We start from the raw sequence: 455 nt of genomic DNA, 5'->3' as shown, positions 1-455 counted from the left end.
GACTGGCTCACCATCAATAAGGATTTAAAGCAGCACAAACATTTGACGTTGCAGTTAGTATTCGATGAAATGCGTGAGAAAGTCGCTGAGCCTTATTACAGCTATAGCCACTTCTGCCGCGCCTATCGGGAATGGGTGGGGAAACAACGGTTGTCGATGCGTCAGCATCATAAAGGCGGTGAAAAGCTGTTTGTGGATTATTGTGGCCCCACGCTGACCATCACGTGCCCTACAACACAGGAAACACGACCTGCTCAAGTGTTTGTTGCCGTGCTCGGCGCATCAAATTATACCTATGCTGAGGCAACGTATAGTCAACAACTTGAAGATTGGGTGATGAGTCATGCCCGTTGTTTTGCGTTTTTAGGCGGTGTGCCTGAACTTGTTATTCCCGACAACTTAAAAAGTGCTGTTAGTAAACCCTGTCGCTACGAGCCTGATCTAAACCCCACTTA

The 455-nt window shown here is 47.5% G+C and carries 1 pseudogene; it reads left to right on the top strand.

The annotated features are described in order from the left end of the window. Positions 1 to 455, top strand: a pseudogene (locus H5186_RS22740) (DDE-type integrase/transposase/recombinase); the annotation flags it as partial.

The organism is Pseudoalteromonas sp. SG41-2, assembly GCF_014164535.1.
GTDB classification, from domain to species: domain Bacteria; phylum Pseudomonadota; class Gammaproteobacteria; order Enterobacterales; family Alteromonadaceae; genus Pseudoalteromonas; species Pseudoalteromonas rhizosphaerae.
Note: the sequence above shows the minus strand (reverse complement) of the source record. Positions and strands in the feature narration are given on the sequence as shown.